General features: G+C 43.0%; 14 protein-coding genes. 6 read left to right on the forward strand and 8 right to left on the reverse strand.

Annotation, left to right across the window (positions count from 1 at the left end; genetic code table 11):
* Positions 1-54: 54 nt before the first annotated feature.
* The 3 genes from AM228_RS00090 to AM228_RS00100 all read right to left on the reverse strand — a co-directional run bounded on the left by AM228_RS00090 (position 55) and on the right by AM228_RS00100 (position 1555).
* The gene (locus AM228_RS00090; protein ID WP_072160592.1) at positions 55-633 is read right to left on the reverse strand and encodes a hypothetical protein; all 579 of its coding nucleotides are present in this window, start codon (positions 631-633) and stop codon (positions 55-57) included.
* 183 nt (positions 634-816) lie between these two features.
* Positions 817-1218, reverse strand: coding sequence for a hypothetical protein (locus AM228_RS00095; RefSeq protein WP_054464058.1), 402 nt, complete (start codon positions 1216-1218; stop codon positions 817-819).
* A 94-nt stretch (positions 1219-1312) separates the two neighbouring features.
* Positions 1313-1555: a hypothetical protein gene (locus tag AM228_RS00100; RefSeq protein ID WP_156331419.1), complete on the reverse strand. Its 243-nt coding sequence runs from the start codon at positions 1553-1555 to the stop codon at positions 1313-1315.
* A gap of 418 nt (positions 1556-1973) precedes the next feature.
* On the opposite strand from AM228_RS00100, the gene AM228_RS00105 reads away from it, so the two are divergent.
* Entirely contained in the window at positions 1974-3347 is a 1374-nt protein-coding gene (locus tag AM228_RS00105; RefSeq protein WP_054464060.1) for an AAA family ATPase, read from the forward strand.
* Here AM228_RS00105 and AM228_RS00110 read toward each other — a convergent pair.
* Both AM228_RS00110 and AM228_RS00115 read right to left on the reverse strand, forming a co-directional pair.
* On the reverse strand, positions 3290-3901 hold the full coding sequence (locus AM228_RS00110; RefSeq protein WP_082348678.1) for a nucleotidyl transferase AbiEii/AbiGii toxin family protein: 612 nt from the start codon (positions 3899-3901) through the stop codon (positions 3290-3292). The genes AM228_RS00105 and AM228_RS00110 overlap by 58 nt on opposite strands.
* On the reverse strand, positions 3898-4512 hold the full coding sequence (locus AM228_RS00115; protein WP_231636504.1) for a type IV toxin-antitoxin system AbiEi family antitoxin domain-containing protein: 615 nt from the start codon (positions 4510-4512) through the stop codon (positions 3898-3900). The genes AM228_RS00110 and AM228_RS00115 overlap by 4 nt, the downstream gene beginning before the upstream one ends.
* A gap of 308 nt (positions 4513-4820) precedes the next feature.
* Here AM228_RS00115 and AM228_RS31480 point away from each other — a divergent pair, with 308 nt between their 5' ends.
* Entirely contained in the window at positions 4821-4982 is a 162-nt protein-coding gene (locus tag AM228_RS31480) for a hypothetical protein (protein WP_156331420.1), read from the forward strand.
* A 604-nt stretch (positions 4983-5586) separates the two neighbouring features.
* On the opposite strand, the gene AM228_RS00120 is transcribed toward AM228_RS31480, so the two are convergent.
* Both AM228_RS00120 and AM228_RS00125 read right to left on the reverse strand, forming a co-directional pair.
* A complete protein-coding gene (locus AM228_RS00120; RefSeq protein WP_054464062.1) occupies positions 5587-7320 on the reverse strand; it encodes a HAMP domain-containing sensor histidine kinase in 1734 nt (577 codons plus the stop codon).
* Between the two features lie 391 nt (positions 7321-7711).
* A complete protein-coding gene (locus AM228_RS00125; RefSeq protein WP_231636505.1) occupies positions 7712-8434 on the reverse strand; it encodes a putative N-acetylmannosamine-6-phosphate 2-epimerase in 723 nt (240 codons plus the stop codon).
* A gap of 435 nt (positions 8435-8869) precedes the next feature.
* Between AM228_RS00125 and AM228_RS00130 the strand changes: the two genes are divergently transcribed.
* Complete coding sequence (locus AM228_RS00130; RefSeq protein WP_054464063.1) at positions 8870-9718, forward strand: DUF1361 domain-containing protein; 849 nt, start codon at positions 8870-8872, stop codon at positions 9716-9718.
* 112 nt (positions 9719-9830) lie between these two features.
* On the opposite strand, the gene AM228_RS00135 is transcribed toward AM228_RS00130, so the two are convergent.
* Positions 9831-12461, reverse strand: coding sequence for a putative PEP-binding protein (locus AM228_RS00135; protein WP_082348679.1), 2631 nt, complete (start codon positions 12459-12461; stop codon positions 9831-9833).
* Positions 12462-13517: 1056 nt separating this feature from the next.
* On the opposite strand from AM228_RS00135, the gene AM228_RS00140 reads away from it, so the two are divergent.
* From AM228_RS00140 to AM228_RS00150, 3 genes are all read left to right on the forward strand, one after another.
* The gene (locus AM228_RS00140) at positions 13518-14201 is read left to right on the forward strand and encodes a ComF family protein (protein WP_054464260.1); all 684 of its coding nucleotides are present in this window, start codon (positions 13518-13520) and stop codon (positions 14199-14201) included.
* Between the two features lie 191 nt (positions 14202-14392).
* Positions 14393-14617: a hypothetical protein gene (locus tag AM228_RS00145; protein WP_054464064.1), complete on the forward strand. Its 225-nt coding sequence runs from the start codon at positions 14393-14395 to the stop codon at positions 14615-14617.
* Positions 14618-14623: 6 nt separating this feature from the next.
* Positions 14624-14920 carry a hypothetical protein gene (locus AM228_RS00150; RefSeq protein ID WP_156331421.1) on the forward strand — a complete coding sequence of 99 codons (297 nt, stop codon included), beginning with the start codon at positions 14624-14626 and terminating at the stop codon, positions 14918-14920.
* The last annotated feature ends 77 nt before the right edge of the window (positions 14921-14997 follow it).

Below are 14997 nucleotides of genomic sequence, written 5' to 3' on the forward strand. Positions count from 1 at the left end.
ATATGCCCTCCGTGTTCTCTGTGTCTCTGTGGTAAAATGTAAAAATCCTTTAAATTATTTTTCCTCCAAATGAAAAAATAACACTTGATCCCTCTCCCGAAATGATGTGTTTGTCGTACCTATAACTTGAAAATTATGGGGATTTTTGAGCCAGTAAGAATTATCTGTTTTGATTAAATTACCTTGACATACAATCGGCAGGCGTTCTTCATAAGCTTCGATCGCGAGAATATAGTCGCGATCGCTCAGTTCCGTTTCAATCTTTTCGAGGTGATTGGCTACTACCCCAAGCAAAATCACCGTCCCACTTAATCTATCTTTATGCGGTCTGAGCAGTTTAATCGGAATTGCCTCAATTACGCAATATGAATTAGTCAATTCGCTTAAAATTTCCCCTTGAAAACGGCCTTCGACTTCTTCTAATATATTCAAGATTTCTCGCATTCGGGGCAGATAATCTCCTAGGTTTTGGCGATGAGGTAGCAATATTTCAAATTCGCCGCGTTCTGGTTCAGACTTAACCCAAATTGTAGCATTTTCTAAAAAATTTTTTGCTTCCTGCCAACCGCGAGATTGTAGATAATTTGTGAGTAGATTTAGGTCTACTGTCTGGATAATTTCGCGATGATTCATCTTGGTTCGTAACCTTGGCGATCGCCTACCCATCCACAACCGTTTCAATTAATTCCAACTCAAGCGCCTCTTGACTTAGGCAACGCGCCGAAAATATTCAATTTTTATAGACAAAATGAGCAAATACAAGTAATAACCCGAAAATGACCGGGTTATTACTTGTATTATTTGGCCGCTAACTTTTTAAATTTCTTCCTCATATTTGCCCTTATTTATTGCGTCTTTAGCTGAATTGTAATTTTCAATAGCAGCTTTAATTTGCTTACATTTTTCTCGGATTTGGTTTTCAGCAAAAGCTAGACTGCTGATATCTGACTCTCCATGACATTTTGCTGTAACTCCCCGCACTAAATCTCTAACGGTTAAAGTGCTGCTATCCTCCTGCCCTTTCACTGCAAAAATTACCTGATTATCTTGGTATTGTGCTGATTTATTTGGATCAAGTCGAAAAAGAACTTTGCTCATTAGCCTGATTTTTTGACCAACCTTTTCCTCTTCTTCAGTTAAAGTTATTTTTATTTTAGATTCGTAGTAAGTTCCACCAAATGGCCCCTTTTTTTCTTCCCGATCTACAGACAATTTCATGGTTCTACTCCTCAAATACTGAAAAGCCGGATCTCTTATACTTTATTAATTCACCCTACGCTGACCCGGACTAAGAGCAGTAGAGCCTTTTTAGCTAGTTTTGGCCTGACTTGTTATTTAGCCTCTGAGTTTGAAGAAGAAGCTTAATCGCTTTCTTTGCTTCTGCATTTCCATCTTTGGCTAATTCTTCTAACTCGGTAAAAGTGCTATCTTTCACACCGCCAGGGTATTCATATTGAATTTTGGAGAGTTGATAATCTATTTTAGTGTGACGCAACTGCTCCCAGGTGTAGTTGCCTCCGTACTTATTGATGAGTTCTTGAGCTTGTTTTCCCATAATTCCGGCTATTCCTCTGTTTATCTCTCGATTTACCCGTGCCACTTTCTCCATTCGTTCAAGACGTCACTCCAGGATTGACCCTGAGATTGTAGCCATGTGACGGTTGGTTTTCCACACTTAATACAGGGTACCCCTTCTCTAGGATCTTGGCTTCTCTGGCAACTGCCGCAAACGTAGTTATCTCCATTTGGGTCAGCTTGGTATTTTGCAGATCTTGGGTAACTCACGGTTTTTTTCCTTCGCTGAGGTGGTTGTTGGGGCTCAGGATTAGCCCTTATGCAAACATCATCTCTGAAACTCTGCGTCCTGCCAAGTCGGAAACATCGGAGATTCGAGCCGATAACTCAATCGGGTTTGTCGGAAATGTCGGAAAGATCGGATATAATAGCTCAAACTTTACCACTATCCTTGATCTATGGACATCACGGAAGTGTTGAAACTGGCGGATGAGCTAGTTTTCACTCAGACGGGGAATCATTTGGACTATCTGCAAGAGGCGATTTTGCAAGGGACTTTGGAGGGTGAGACTTACGCGAAAATTGCGGAAGAGACTTATGCCAGCGAGGGTCATGTTAGAGATGTGGGTTCGGATCTCTGGAAACTGCTTTCGGAGGGGTTGGGGAAAGAGGTTAGCAAGGCGAATTTTAGAGCGGTATTAAAGAAAGGTAATTTTTATAATTATTCATCAGCTATTGGTAGAGATTATGTAACAGTTAATAATGTTCATCTTTGTTCGGAAGCTCGCCGATCGCCTACCCATCGCCCTCAACCCCAACCAACTCAAACTCAAGCGCATATTGACTTAGCAAATGCGCCGGAAATCTTCAATTTTTACGGACGAACGGAGGAACTCGCGACCCTCGATCGCGCCATTGTTGGCGATCGCTGTCGTCTGGTGGCACTTCTCGGATTCGGTGGGATGGGCAAAACGACTCTAGCGTTGCATCTGATTGAACAAATTCAAAATCACTTCGAGTATGTCATCTATCGCAGTCTGCGCTTTTACTCGGATCTGGGTGCGATTCTCGCCAATCTGTTGCAGATATTTTCTCCTGATGCCGAGATTCCCGATCGCCTGGAAACGCAAATCTCCCAACTCCTCACCCATTTACTTCAGTCTCGCTGTTTGATTATTCTCGATGATTTGCAGATTCCCTTCCATACTGGCAAACTGGCAGGGGAAGATGGATCGGTTTACGAAGAGCATCGGCTATTTTTTAAGATGATCGCCGAAGTGACCCATCAGAGTTGTGTGGTGGCGATCGCAGACGAAAAACCTATCGCGATCGCCACCTTGGAAAAGCAAAACTATCCGGTGCGATCGCTGGTGTTGGGGGGTTTAGGTGACGCCGCAAAAGCAATATTACAAGCGCAAAATTTATCGGATTCAGAAACCTGGGATCAGTTAATCCATCTTTATCACGGTAATCCCCTTTGGTTAGAGTTAACCGCGACCGAAATCCGAGAATTATGTGCCGGTCGAGTGGCAGAGTTTTTAACATATCAAACCCTGGTTGTATGGGAACCTTTGCAGGCGCAATTAGCCCAAAAGTTTCATAGATTAACGGTAGCGGAAAAGAAGGCGATCGCCCAACTTGCCACTGCAACCGAACCCGTGACATTACTGCACCTGTTACAACTAACACAATTCTCCCCTGCTGAGTTTTTTAATGTGATGCAATCCCTCGGCAGACGCTTTTTTGTGGAAATTCAGGAACGAGAAGGCGTCACTCAATTTTTCCTCAATCCGGTGTTGAGAGAGTATGCGAAAAATCGGGGATGGGATTGAAGATTGCCAGGGGTAATGGAGATCATTAGACAAGAGAGACAAGAGTGCAAAATAACGGATTGAATTGTCGGGAATTCAACCTCCATTGCCCTTGGTGTCACCGCATCACCAAAGCCAATATCAATCTGAAGATTAATGCGAGTCCTAGTTCCTGACAAAAAAGCGGGTAACTTAATTCGGACTCCTTCATACTCTTGCTTTTCTTTAATCGGCGAACCGATCGCTTGTTCGTGCTTAAACTCAAGGCCATCTGGTTCTACCGGAATCTGACAAATCTCCCGAAATATTTCCTCTAAAGAGGAAACAGTTGACTCGCCATAACCTAGTAAATCTAAGTCTCGTGTAGGTCGATGGGTTTGGTTACTCCAAAGGAAAAAAAGTAATGCACCTTTGAGAATAAATTGATTTTGATAGGGCGATCGACTTAAACGGTACAAAAACCGCTCCAAAGCATAGCGGGTCAGAACCGATTGAAAGTCATCTTTTTGCTGCTGGGAAAAATTTTGCAGCTTTTGACGAACTGAAGCGGCTAGATTTTGATTGCTCTGGTTCATGTCAGTGACTCCAGATAAGGATAGATAACGCGAGTCACGCGACAGATTTGAGCATAATGCCAAAGTTCATTCATGGTGCAGCGATGGGTAAACCAAGATTCGCGCAAGGCTTCAAGCGCTACGTCAATCCCAATTTTGTGGCGATATTTAAAACAATCCACGACTGTTTTGGCCACACCGTACACCCGCACAGGCAGTCCGGCGCAGTAATGCTCCTCAATGCCCTCAGTCAAAGCCTTACCTGACATATACACAATTCGCAGAGGCAGAATATCGTCTTTTGGCGGGCGTGCTTTGTTGGCGATCGCCATCCAAACCTCAAAAGGAGCTTGGGTGGTCAGTCCATGAAACCGGAGTGCAGAAAGCAGACAAACTATCCCATGAGATACCCGCGCACAAGCTTCAACTTCGCTCTGATTTTCCGTGAGATCGTTTTCTGGGAGGGTGTAGACGCCACGAGCCGAGCGAACCAGCATCCCTTGCTGTTCCAGTCTCCGTAGGGACTCTGGATGAATCCCGTGCTTTCTCAAATCTCGCGATCGCATGATTCCCGCATCTCGGACAAGTTCGATCGCTTGTCTTGAACTAGGATTGGTCATATTGTTTGCCATATTGAATGCCGCTATCTCTAGTGATAAAATGTCGGTATTTTTTTTATTTTACCAACACTTTGTCACAAATAGGCGAAGGCATCTCTGGAAAGAGGGATGTAGGGGCTGTCCTATTCGCAGAACAATCTTGGCGATTCTTCAATAAAATTTCAGCGCGGTAATTTCGATGCCGTAGACGCGAACCGGCATCAGGGTAGGCTATATGCTTCGCCCTGACTCAGCAATTTATCTCTTTGTGTCCTTTGTGTCTTTGTGGTTAAAATCAAAAATGTTGTAAAATAAAATTATCAAAAAAACCATTAACAAATATGACCCATAAAATAGCGGAAGACTTCATCAAACAAGCCGATATAGAAATCACACGGGGCAATTTGCATGGCGCTTGGGAAATTGCCGTGGAAACATTAAAGCATTTTCCAGACCATGCAGAATTAAAAAATATGAGTATATTCTCGCCCATCCGAAATTGAAAACGTTTCCCCGCGATCCAAATCAAGATGTCCAGGCAGATATCGACTGGATTAAGGAACACCGGGCTGAGTATCGCGGTTGTTGGGTGGCGCTGAAAAACGGTAAATTACTCGCATATGCAAAAGATCACTTTCGGAGGTGATTAACCAAGTTGGGGAGATTAAGAATAGTGGCATTCTTATTACTGTAATTTACTAACGATACTTCTTTTTATTTTGGTCAATAATTGTAATTTTTTTTACACCACAAAGACACAAAGGACACAAAGATATGCCCTCCGTGTTCTCTGTGTCTCTGTGGTAAAAAAATGTCAAACACATTATATTTCCCCAACGGTTCTAAATAAACATCGATCGCCTCTGTAGCTAATTCTTTAATAGACTTACCTTGACGGATAGCAACACTGGTTAGAAGTGGGTAATTTTTTTGGTCAATTTACACGGATCATCATCGGTTAACAAAGGCGATCGCAGAGGAAAAATTTGCTATTGTTTAGCAAATAATCCGCGATTTGTTCCTAACCACAAAGACACAAAGAACACAGAGGGATTTATCTCTTTGTGTTCTTTGTGTCTTTGTGGTAAAAAGAGAAAACCAAAATATCTAAGCTTCTAAGGGTAAAAAGATAGTTAGCACTTGACCTTGGTGCGATCGCTTTCTGACGATTAACTTCGCACCCAGGGCTTGAAATAGATTTTTGGTGGTACTTAAATTAAGGCTAATATTGCCAGTTTCCGGCTGAAACATCAGTAATTGACCAATCGACTTAAGTGGGGGAGTAGTCGCAGAACTAGGATCCCATTTATCCGCTTTAATTTCTGAATGTAACTGCATTTTTAATTGATTTCCAGCCAGCATCACTTTCACCTGCACATCACTGCCTCCGGAAACGGAAGAAATGAAGTTTTCTAAAGCACCCGTAAGCACTTGATCCAGCATAGTGGGGTCGGTGACAACTGGGGGCATTTTCGGCGGTAAAATTACCTCTAAATTTAAATTTCTGCGGCTGGCTTGTTTTTGCCACCGGGGAATACAATGGTTAAAGACATCTGCTAAAGAAGTTGAAGTCAGTTGTAACAGGGATCGGGTTTTTTCACAGGTTTCTAATTCTACTGCCCGGAAAATTAAACTAAAACGGTCAATTTGCTCGCTACATTCGCGGTCAATACTTTCTAATCGCTTAATAATATCCGCATCTAAATTACGCCGTTTTAATAACAACCGCGTCAGGGTGCGAATGGTGGTTAAAGGGGTGCGGACTTCATGGGCGATCGCCTGTAACAATTCCACATCCAAACTAGGAGATTGATTTGGGGTTTGATTCCGCAAATTTTTATCTCCCGTGGCCGAAAGTTTTGCTAAAATATGTTTAGAAGTGGCATTATAAGAGTGATTTTTTAAGGTTTTAATGGTAGTTTTTCCATCACCGGAGGGCATAGTCAGAGATTTTTGCTGAACTTTTTGGCTAAAGCGATCTTCCTGGTGACTAACAGAAACCACCGAGCCGCTAGTACCACTTAAAAGCTGGTAAGGTTTCCGCGTTGCTCTTGCCACTTTAGGAGAGAAATCCGCGAAATCCGCTTGATATTTTAAAGCAAGCTGACTAAACAGCATCACCGTTTTGTAATCCGGTATCAAGGGGACGAATTCGGCTAAATCATTGTCTAGCATTGATGCCATTTCTGGACTGCCCGTGAGGGTGACACGCGATCGCAATGCTTTGACCGCTAATTCTACTATTTTCGGCTCAAAAGAAAACTGAAATATGGGTTCATTTTGGGGAGATTGTCCCAAGGCCATGACTAAACTAAATTCTTTGGTTAACCAGACACAAAATTGCTCGTCGCTTAACGGATCGTTGGTGAGTGTCCGCACAATTTGAGGAAGGGCTAATTGGCGATATTGCTCCGCAACGCTATCGCGAACGCTCATCGAATCATCCCCCGGTAGTTGTGCTTCAGAAATAAATCTCCACGGTTCAAAATATTGAGAAAAATTTGCGGAGATATCCACCGGCAAAGCACTACATAACAGCACGCTATTCACCGAGTGACTCCGCAGATCCCCCGCGAATTTTTTATTAAGTAAAGGATGATTCTCGGTTTCTATGGTGGCTACTTCCCGTTGTAACAAACGAGAAAAGGCGGCGATCGCCCCATACCATTGCTGTTGGGCTGTGATGCGCCGATCTTCCTTGGTTGATTGTTGATATAGCCAGCGTTCGCGATCGACATTCACATCCCAACTCACGGCGGAAATTGGATCTAACGAACCAGCGATATCCGCATTGGCAGCAGCCAAAAGTTCACTAATGGTCGGTAATAGCCACTTATACAAAAGTCAACACCCCCAGAATGTTATCGTCAATTAATTAAATCAAGCTCCGGATAGGCCATTAAATCCAGAGAATTAAAGCCACCGAGAGAAGCCACCGATTGAGTTCCCTCAAATGTGGTGGCATTTATAAAATTCTTAAATGCTAACTCTAGACTAACGAAACTGTTACACTTAAGAAATTCGTAGAACCGAACTAATAAGTGGCAATATCCGATGCTTTACTCAGAGAAACTTATGGGCGATCGCCTCTCAGCATTTTTACAGACAATATTTTTACAGACAATTTACAGTCCAGAGGATTGTTTTAGCATAATCAGAGATTCGTGCGTCCGGGCGATCGCACCCGCCGACAAAAGCCATTCCAGGGGATCGAAGATCGTGAAACGATCGTTTAACCACGAGCGATCGCCCCTTGATAGGCTTGGACTTTTAAATCAATGCCCGTAATATCCGTCCCCACAACCACCGCATCCGCCCCAATTTCTAGGGCTTTTTTCGCCATTGCCGGGGCAGAAATTCCCCCTTCACAAATCACCGGCACCTGGAGAGTTGTCACCATTGCCTCTAACAGGTCAAAACCTGGAGGAGAAAAATTTTTGGTGGCGGCGGTGTAACCATAAAGGGTAGTGCCTACCATATCGGCGCCCGCTTTTTCGGCGGCGATCGCCGCTGCAATAGTATCCACATCCGCCATCACCATTTTGCCCAAATCATTGTGAATTCGCTGAATTAAACTAGCTAAAGATTCCCCAGGAGGACGCTTTCTTTCCGTAGCATCAATAGCAATAATATCCGCGCCCGCAGCCGCGATCGCCTCTGCATCCGCAAACCGAGGCGTAATATAAACCTCATAGTCTGGCAACGTTTGTTTCCACAAGCCAATAATCGGATAGGGCGTCTCAAAATTCTTTTGCAACTCTTCACGGACCGCTGACACATGGGCAGGGGTATCAATCCGCACCCCAGAAGCCCCACGCAGAATTGCCGCATGGGCGATCGCGGCAATGATTTTCGGTTCATATAACGGCGAATCAGCGGGTGCTTGACAAGATACAATTAAACCGGACACCAAACCGGACACCAATTTTTTATCTGTAGAATTGACCATTGGCATATTTTCGACTTCCTCACTAGGTTGCTGGTCAGCAGATTTAGACCTGAAATCTTAGTTTTACCACTAAAACGAAATCGCCATAAAATCCCCAGATAAAATCTCCAGCCCTGATTAATACCGCATTGGGTAAAATTCAAAACTGAATTTCAATAGTCAATTTTGCGAAATTTTCCGGAGCGTGGCTGAAGTTAAGCAAGAAGCAAATGAATCAATACTATATATGCACGATGGATCTGGACGATGTATTTGAGCCTTGTTACCGTAGAAATCAGATAGGGGATAAGCTGGGAGTTAGATCAAGGAAATTGCCCAAAGCCAAACCAAAATTTGGCACCAAATCTGTCTTTGGGTCAATAAATCTGGTTTCTGAACCTGTGTCTATGGTTTGAACGTATTTTGACAATTTTTGACAATAATTAAAGAGAGGAACTCTCTATGCTCGATCAAGGTTTAACTTGGATAGATTACGCATCTCAAGCGATGTTAAGTAATAGTCGCTGGATGACTTGGAATACTTTTTTAGCCTTAGTCCCGTTAGGGTTAAGTTTTTGCTTATTTAAACCAAGCACATCCCGCTGGTTTCCCTGGGCAGTTTGTTTGCTGATGGGTCTAACTTTTTTCCCCAATGCGCGACTTGTGGCATGGTTTCTCCGTCACCTGATTCCCGATTTAGGAATGCCCTATTTACTTGGTACATTGTTGCTCACCGTTGGTCTAATGATCGTGGATATTTGGGTGATTAAGCGATCGCATTCCCGTTCCCTAACTTGGTGGTTAGGCTTTTTAATTTTTATCAGTTTTTTACCCAATGCTCCTTATGTCTTAACCGATATCATTCATTTAATTGACGATATTCGCGAAGGCTATTCCGTTTGGATTATTACTTTGGCGTTGATTCCTTTATATTTAATCTTTATGATTGTCGGTTTCCAAGCTTATGTCCTCTCCTTAATGCACCTGGGAGAATATATGCAGGGCCAAGGGTGGGGACGATTGATTTTCTTCGCTGAAGTGATTATACATGGTTTGAGTGCGATCGCTATTTATCTAGGCCGATTTCTCCGGTTTAATAGTTGGGACATTATCACCAACACCCACACTTTAATCAACAGCGTCATGGAAGAGTTAATCGCCAAACGTCCCGTACTGGTAATGGTAATTACCTTTCTGGTAATTTCTGCCTTATACTGGTTAATGAAGTGGCTGACTTTAGGGGTTCAACAACTGAGTCATCATCGAAAAAAGATTAATTCCCAGTTTTTGTTAGAAAATCAAAAACATTGAACCGTATCGCCTAAATAAGGGGCAATTGATCAATCACCCCTAACCCTGGGCAAATAAACTATAGATCACATCTGGGGATAATCTGAGAATATACTTAAGAATTCAAAGAGTATCATTCGCGACGGGCTGCTTCTAAAAGCAGTCTTTTTTCTGAACGGGCGATCGCTCGATAAGTCGTTTCAAATGAAGTCGGTTCCACCGAAATTCCCGTCACCCCCCAGCGCACCAAATCATCGATAAATCTTGGATCCATCACCACCGCTTGACCGCAAATAGAACAAGGAATATTGAACGATTTCGTCAGAGTAATTAACTGCCGAATTGCTTCTTTCACTGCCGGATGAGGGGTTTCAAAGATATGTTGAAACTGGGGATGGTTGCGGTCTGAACCTAGTAACAACTGAGTTAAATCATTCGTGCCGATCGCAATCCCTTGAACCCCCGCTTTAACATAGTCCTGTAATAAAAATAATACCGAAGGGACTTCAGCCATAATCCAGAGTTGAAAACTATTCACCCGAGTCAGTCCAGTTTGTTCCACTTTTTGACGGCAAAAGACAAACTCTTCAACACTTCGCACAAACGGCAAGATTAAATTAATATTAGTGTAACCATCATTTTGCACTCGATCCAGTACCGCTAATTCTAATTCAAATAAACTGGAATCAAGCAAATAACTAAATGTTCCATGTACCCCCAGGGCTGGATTTCTTTCTTCCGGTCCGAGATATTCATCGGCACGTAGATCGCAAGATCGATAAAAAACTGGACGGGGGAAAAAATATCGGGCAATTTTCGTCACTGCATCGCTCATTAAATCAATAAATTCTTGCTGATGTCCCGCTTCGATCCAATTTTGCGGGTTTTGCGGGCCAACAATATCTAAAATCATCAGTTCCGAACGCAACAATCCGACGCCATCTACCGGCAAATTGTCGATTTTTTCCAGAGATTTTACTTGACTCAAATTTACCATAATTTGAGTGACAATTGCTTCAAAATAGGCAGAGTTATATGCAGAATTAGATCCAGAATTATTATAGGCATAATTATTATATACAGGATTGTTGGGTAAACTCATTGGCAGACTATAAGGATCTGAATTCATAGACACAGGTGTTTTTTGGGGAAGTTGATTAAGAGTTTTTTTAACTTCGGAAATTTGGGATTGCATCTGGAAAACTTTCCCTCGATCTCCATTAATCAATAACAATTGACCCGACCTAATTTTTTTGGTGGCACCGATGACCCCAACCACCGCAGGAATACCTAATTCTCTGGCTAGGATTGCCGCATGAGAAGTCATTCCCCCCTGTTCGGCAATCACTCCAGCGGCTTCTTTTAAACAAAAAAGCGCATCCACATTTATTGTTTTGGCGACAATCATACTTTTGGGCGGGATAGTGGTTGGCAGTTGACCGTAATCACTAATCACAAATGCCGGGGCGATCGCTTCTCCAGGAGATGCCCCTACTCCCAGCAACCAAGGATGATTTTCACTAAAATTTGCCAGATTATCCCGTATATTTTCCCCTTGATCTGCCAAATTATTTGGGACATTATTTGGGACATTATTTGGGTAGGGCTTTGGTGTGCTATCCCAGCTGATCACTTGACTTAAATACAGTTGCAGACTAGGCCATTTCTGATAATTAAAATCAGCACTCGTGTTAATTTCTATTTTTTGGCCTGGACAAACAATCCATTCCCAAACTACGCGCTCGCCCAAATCGGCAACCAGAGTTTCCGTGAACCCAATTAACTCTGAGAGGAATGGTTCTGGCAAGGCATACTGTTGCTGTTGTGCTTCATCCAGCATCAACGGCTGAATAAATTGGCAAAAGTCCAGATTCGTAGCCACCGAAACCTCCATTTCCCAAGGCAAATCTGATGAGTGGTCATGGCTGTTTTTGGCCAGCGCATATTCTATGAAACTCTTTGGTGGGATTTGATTCACCGGAACATGATAAGCAATCAGCTTATTGCCTAAAGTTTGTTGTTGGACTCTGCCCGTGATGGGATTCACTTGGTAATAATCCGCAACCGTTTTCCCCGCAGGAATCGACATTCCTAACCCCCAAGTTCCTTTAATCTCCCAAATATCCGATCGGGTTTCCAAACTGCCAGCGGCGATCGCATTCCATACCGGCTGAACCAAAATCGCCAAATCTAACTGTTGTAAACAAATTCCCGACTTTTGCCAATAAAATAAACTCCGAGCGCTAAATAATTCCGCCCAAGTTTCTTTCCATACTCGACTCAAAGAATATCGGTTATTCCGGCAAACCCGACTTTCTAGCAATCCAGAAATCTGAGAAAAATTCTGGGTATATTCAGCACCTCTAGATATCACTCGTTCAACCAAACAAGGACGAAAGATTAACACAGGTGAATTTAATTGATCTGCCGCAACTTCTAAGGTATCGACCCATGTTTCTGGTAACTCAGCCTCGCAAAGTTCTTGGCGAATATGTGAAGCCAATCCTTTTAACTGCTGTACATTATCCACATTAATATGCAGCATTGAGGTGAGGAGTTCCCCTATCAGTGGTTCTGACCATTTATTAGTGGCTAAAAATTCTCGTAATGCTGGGGCGGCGATCGCAAACCCCGGAATCACCGCCCGTCCAACTTGGGCTTGTTGACTCAAATAAAACGCCCGATCTCCCACCAGCGATCGTTCTGATGGCTGAATTTTACCTATCCAGTACAACAGGGTATCCACAGTTACACTTAAAGTCACTTATTTTTTCTATCACTCATCCTACTCTTTAAATAGAGCAGAAAATAGGGCAGATTTAGCCCCGCCGTAAATTATTTTTATGTTATTGTTTATAATTTATTGGTAACTGGTTATTAATTGAGAATTAACAACCAAAGAATCCCTACCCAAAGAATCCCTACCCAAAGAATCCCTACCCAAAGAATCCCTACCCAACAACAACCAACAAAAAACCCTCCTGGGAAGGGTGGCAATTTATTTGTCCTAGATTTTTTAAACAAGAGTGACAAATTTGAATATAGCAAATTTTTCTCAGTATTTTTATCTAGTAGGCTCCTTGTATTTTATCGATCAGTTTTTTGTGTAAGCCGTTTGCCTTCTAGTTTTTGCTCTGGCGAACTGCAAGCCGTTTGCCTTCTCCTCGATGATTTCTCACATATGAGCCGATAAAACTCGGAGTCTAGAAACCTGGAAATATCCGTAGGGTGCTGCCACCTCTCATTTTAGTTCAAGAAACTACTTAGCTAAATCCCTAGCGATCTACTTGTCTTTATGATCGGATTATCAGGCCAAAAATACTTAGGTGTAAATATCGCAAAAACAAAAAATTTACAAAAAATTTCCCAAAAATCTTCCGTAATTTTACAGATTACTTAAGTGGATATGGTATGATAGTTGAAAGTGTAAACAAAATTTGTCACTCCGCCTGGGCGTTCCCCGTGGGAAACCCTGCCTTGTCCTAGGTTTTCTCGGATTACCCATCCGAAATAGGGGGGTGACAACCTTGATTTATAAAAAAGTAAACCAAGAAATTATCTTTTGGCATAGTCAATTACTGGGTAATAATAGATAAGATTCACTTATAATTTTAACGATGATCATCAAAAATAAATGATTGATCGAGGCAGGTTAAATTAGAGATAATGTTTTTAAATGAATAAAAAATAGATGTATTATTTTTTAATACATCCAATCAAGCAAAAATGAGTTTTTTTTATAAAAAATATGTGTTATTTTATTTCTGAATATTCACAAATTAAAAATTAAAAAGATAATTTTCCGGGAAAATAAGTGGCTGTGGCTAATTGGAATCGACTGCTTAAACCGATTTTAGACTTATGGTTTCAACCCAACTGTGTTCTGTGCGATCGCCCCGCCAGAGAGATTATTTGTGCATATTGCCAGCGCCAATTACAGCAATATCAATTCGCCCAACCCGATCGCTTTTGGCGGCAAGAAGTGCCATCCCTCTTTGTCTGGGGCGCTTACCAGGGAACGGTGAAACGAGCGATCGCCCAAATGAAATTATCTCAGGAGCAAAACTGTCCCGAACTCAGTAAACCCCTGGGCAAATGGCTGGGACAAGCCTGGTTAAAATCCCCCCTATCCTATGGGAAAAAATTCACCGTCGTACCCATTCCCTCCGACCCTCAACGCTTAAAAGAACGCGGCTTTAACCAAGCGGAACTCTTAGCTAAAAGCTTTTGTGATATCACCGGCTATCCCTGCCAAACCCAAGGGTTAACCCGAAGTCGCCCCACCAAAGCCCTATACGGTTTATCGCTCGAACAGCGAATGCAAGAAATCAACCAAGCCATGGGGCTAGGTGCGGCTTTTCGCGATCGCCCGCCTCAAAATCCGGTCTTATTATTGGATGACATTTACACCACAGGCACTACCTGTCGCGAAGCCCAAAGAGTGCTCCAACAAAATAAAATTCCCGTTTATGGCATGGTTGCGATCGCTACCACCAAAAAATAATCACAACATCGTAGCTGGCAAAGTACCGGGCAAACTACCGGGCAAAGTACCGGGCAAAGTACCGGGCAAAGTACCGGGCAAAGTACCGGGCAAAGTACCGGGCTACTTATCGCTTTGCTTATCGCTGGGATATTTCAGCGGAAGGGCGATGGATTCGCCAACCAGAGGCGGATTATAATGAGTTCGGCTGGGTGGGAGAGTTGGGCTTTTATGTGACTCCCGATTTACGAGTGTCCGTCGGTTATGTGTTTGGGGAAGTGAGCGATCGCGATTTTAATAGCGATCGGTCTGCGGATGGTTTTTACTTCAGCTTAACCATGAAAACGAATCAAGTTTGGGCTGGTTTTGGAAGTCAGAAACCGGGTTTCTTTGAAGAAAGAAGCCCGGTTACTCGAAGAAACTGGGTTTCTAGGTGAATGAACATGGATAATGGTGATCGAGGGTCACAAGTTTCTCCTCAAGAAGCTGGTATTGATGCGGGAATTAAAACAGGCGGATTCTTCTTTGTTGCCTTTGTTTGGCTAGGATATCATCCGCTTTTGAGTTTGTTTTTAGGTGCGATCGCGGGAGTCTGTGCCGGTTGCATTGCTTGCTGGTGGCGAATTACGGAGGAACCGGAACAGGTTCTACCAGAGGAGAAAAGGAAGACACTGAGGCAACAGAGTAAATCTCTCCATGAGTGGCGGCAGAGAAGGGGTTTGCTGCGAAAGGGAAAGTAGTTTTAGGCTGGGCAGAAAAGAAACCGGGTAACTCCGGCGAAACTCCCAGAAACCGGGTTTTTGAGATAAACCCGGTT

The sequence above is a fragment of the Planktothricoides sp. SR001 genome, assembly GCF_001276715.1.
In the GTDB taxonomy this organism is placed as follows: Bacteria; Cyanobacteriota; Cyanobacteriia; order Cyanobacteriales; family Laspinemataceae; genus Planktothricoides; species Planktothricoides raciborskii.

Excerpts from the sequence above, each read along its gene's own strand:
- AM228_RS00090 (WP_072160592.1), bottom strand. The coding sequence starts at position 633 with ATGAATCATCGCGAAATTATCCAGACAGTAGACCTAAATCTACTCACA.
- AM228_RS00095 (WP_054464058.1), bottom strand. The coding sequence starts at position 1,218 with ATGAAATTGTCTGTAGATCGGGAAGAAAAAAAGGGGCCATTTGGTGGA.
- AM228_RS00100 (WP_156331419.1), bottom strand. The coding sequence starts at position 1,555 with ATGGGAAAACAAGCTCAAGAACTCATCAATAAGTACGGAGGCAACTAC.
- AM228_RS00105 (WP_054464060.1), top strand. The coding sequence starts at position 1,974 with ATGGACATCACGGAAGTGTTGAAACTGGCGGATGAGCTAGTTTTCACT.
- AM228_RS00110 (WP_082348678.1), bottom strand. The coding sequence starts at position 3,901 with ATGAACCAGAGCAATCAAAATCTAGCCGCTTCAGTTCGTCAAAAGCTG.
- AM228_RS00115 (WP_231636504.1), bottom strand. The coding sequence starts at position 4,512 with ATGGCAAACAATATGACCAATCCTAGTTCAAGACAAGCGATCGAACTT.
- AM228_RS31480 (WP_156331420.1), top strand. The coding sequence starts at position 4,821 with ATGACCCATAAAATAGCGGAAGACTTCATCAAACAAGCCGATATAGAA.
- AM228_RS00125 (WP_231636505.1), bottom strand. The coding sequence starts at position 8,434 with ATGCCAATGGTCAATTCTACAGATAAAAAATTGGTGTCCGGTTTGGTG.
- AM228_RS00130 (WP_054464063.1), top strand. The coding sequence starts at position 8,870 with ATGCTCGATCAAGGTTTAACTTGGATAGATTACGCATCTCAAGCGATG.
- AM228_RS00150 (WP_156331421.1), top strand. The coding sequence starts at position 14,624 with ATGGATAATGGTGATCGAGGGTCACAAGTTTCTCCTCAAGAAGCTGGT.